Genomic DNA, 2,371 nt, shown 5'->3' on the forward strand with positions numbered 1-2,371 from the left:
GCGCGGGCGCAGGCGCGCCACCGGCGCTGTTCTCCATCGCCAGTTGCTGGAGCACGGCGCAAATGTGCGCGACGCGGGCGGCTTCAGGCTCTTTGTTCGCCTGGTAGGCAGTGACTTGTTCTTGCAAGGCGTCCTTCGTTTCCAAAAAGGCATCGATCATCGGACCGCTCAGGCGCAGCTGGCCATGGCGTGCCCGGTCCAAAAGTGTCTCGAGCAGGTGCGTGGTCTCGGTCAGCGCGGTGAAGCCGAATGTGGCGGCGCCGCCCTTGATCGAGTGCGCGGCGCGGAAGATCGCGTTGAGCTGCTCGCTGTCCGGCGACTCCACGTCGAGTTCGAGCAGCAATTGCTCCATCTGTGCCAGAAGCTCGATCGCTTCGACAAAGAATGCTTGGGAAAACTGGCTGAGGTCCATCTGTGTGCTCCGATGCCGGCCCCGAGGGGCCGATGCTGGGTCTGTCGTCTCTGTTACTGCGTCGGGGCCTGGGGCTTGAAGGCGGCCGGCTTCAGGTCGCTGCTGCTGCCCGGTGCGGCGGCCCGCGCGGCGCTCACCCGCACGGCCGCCCCGTCGCCGCTGTTCTCGCGCTCGATCCGCTCCTGCGTCTGGCGGTTGAGCAGAATGATGCTGATGCGCCGATTGATCGGATTGCGCGGATCGGCGTTGTCCAGGTGCATGCTGTCGGACAGGCCGACCACGCGCAGCACCTTGCTCTCGGTCATRCCGCCGATCACCAGCTCGCGCCGCGAGGCGTTGGCGCGGTCGGCCGACAGTTCCCAGTTGCCGTAGGCCTTGTCGCCGTTGCTGTAGACGAACGCATCGGTATGGCCCGACAGCGTGATCTTGTTGGGCAGCTCGTTGAGCTTGGGCCCGAGCTCGCGCAGGATGGCGCGCATGTGCGGCACCACCCGGGCGCTGGCGAGGTCGAACATCGGCCGGTTCTCGCTGTCGACGAGCTGCAGGCGCAGGCCCTCGGTCGTGATGTCGATCAGGATCTGCGAGCGGAACTGCTTGAAGACCGGGCTGTTCTCGATCAGTGCATCGAGCCGCTTCTTCATCTCGGCCAGGCGTTCCGCGTCGGCCTCCTCCTCGCTCTGGCTGACCTGCCGGACCTCGCCCTCGCTGTGGATCGGGTCGGCACCGCCGCCCGGGATCATGCTGGTGCTCAGGCTGCTCCTGTCGCCGCCGCTGAGCGCGGCCTTGAGCGGCATGCGGAAATGCTCGGCGATGCCTTCGCGCTGCTTCGGCGTCGAGATCGCCAGCAGCCACATGACGAGGAAGAACGCCATCATGGCGGTCATGAAGTCGGCGTAGGCGATCTTCCAGCCGCCGCCATGGTGGCCCCCGCCGCCCGCGACCACCCGCTTGACGATGATGTGCTGCTTGTCTGCGCTCATGTCCGCGCCCCCTGCCGATCAGCGTGCCTTGACTTCCCGAACATGGTCATCCAGTTCGGTGAAGGAGGGGCGCTCGGTGGAGAACAGCACCTTGCGGCCGAACTCCACCGCGAGCTGCGGCGCATAGCCGTTGAGGCTGGCGAGCAGGGTGACCTTGGCACACTGGTAGACCTTCATGGCCTCTTCGACCTTCTGGCCGATCAGCGAGGCCAGCGGCGACACGAAGCCGTAGGCGAGCAGCACGCCGAGGAAGGTGCCGACCATCGCATGCGCAATCAGCGCGCCCATCTCCGAAGGCGGCAGGTCGGCGGAAGCCAGCGCGTGGACCACGCCCATCACCGCCGCGACGATGCCCAGCGCCGGCAAGGCATCGGCGACGCCGGCCAGGCTGTGCTGGGGGACCTCGGCCTCGTGGCGGATGGTCTCGATCTCGTGGTCCATCAGGGCCTCGATCTCGAACGGGTCGGTGTTGCCGCTGATGACCAGGCGCAGGTAGTCGCAGAGGAACTCCATCAGTTCGCTGTCGGCCATGATGACCGGGTAGCGCCCGAAGATCTCGCTCTCGCCCGGGTTCTCGACGTCGGACTCCAGCTTCATCATGCCGTCCTTGCGCGCCTTGGCGAGCAACTCGTACAGCAGGGCGAGCAGGTCCATGTAGAGCTGCCGGTTGTGCTTGGACGAACGCAGCAGCAGCGGCAGCTCCTTCATCGTCGCCTTGATGGTCTTGCCGTTGTTGCCCGCGATGAAGGCGCCCAACGCGGAGCCGCCGATCATCAGCAGTTCGACGGGCTGGAACAGGACGCCGAAATGCCCGCCCATCAGGGCGTAGCCGCCGAAAACGGCCCCTATCACTACCAGGTATCCAACCAACACGAGCACGCGCGTCCCCTTTTGCCCGCAGGCGTCAAATCAATAAAAACTCTGAATCAATGAAAAATTACCGTTTTCAATGAACTCCGTTCGCGCTCAGTGCGGAATG

General features: G+C 65.3%; 3 protein-coding genes. All 3 read right to left on the minus strand.

What is annotated here, in order from left to right:
* On the minus strand, nucleotides 1-412 hold a 412-nt coding region (locus tag AC1D2K_RS33530), incomplete at its 3' end, for an Hpt domain-containing protein (RefSeq protein WP_478094599.1).
* 53 nt (nucleotides 413-465) lie between these two features.
* On the minus strand, nucleotides 466-1,392 hold the full coding sequence (gene motB, locus AC1D2K_RS33535) for a flagellar motor protein MotB (protein WP_478094601.1): 927 nt from the start codon (nucleotides 1,390-1,392) through the stop codon (nucleotides 466-468).
* A gap of 18 nt (nucleotides 1,393-1,410) precedes the next feature.
* Nucleotides 1,411-2,271 (minus strand): flagellar motor stator protein MotA, encoded by an 861-nt coding sequence (gene motA, locus AC1D2K_RS33540; protein ID WP_478094603.1) that lies wholly within the window; start codon nucleotides 2,269-2,271, stop codon nucleotides 1,411-1,413.
* Between the last annotated feature and the right edge of the window lie 100 nt (nucleotides 2,272-2,371).

It is taken from the genome of Variovorax sp. P1_H12_2, assembly GCF_056405335.1.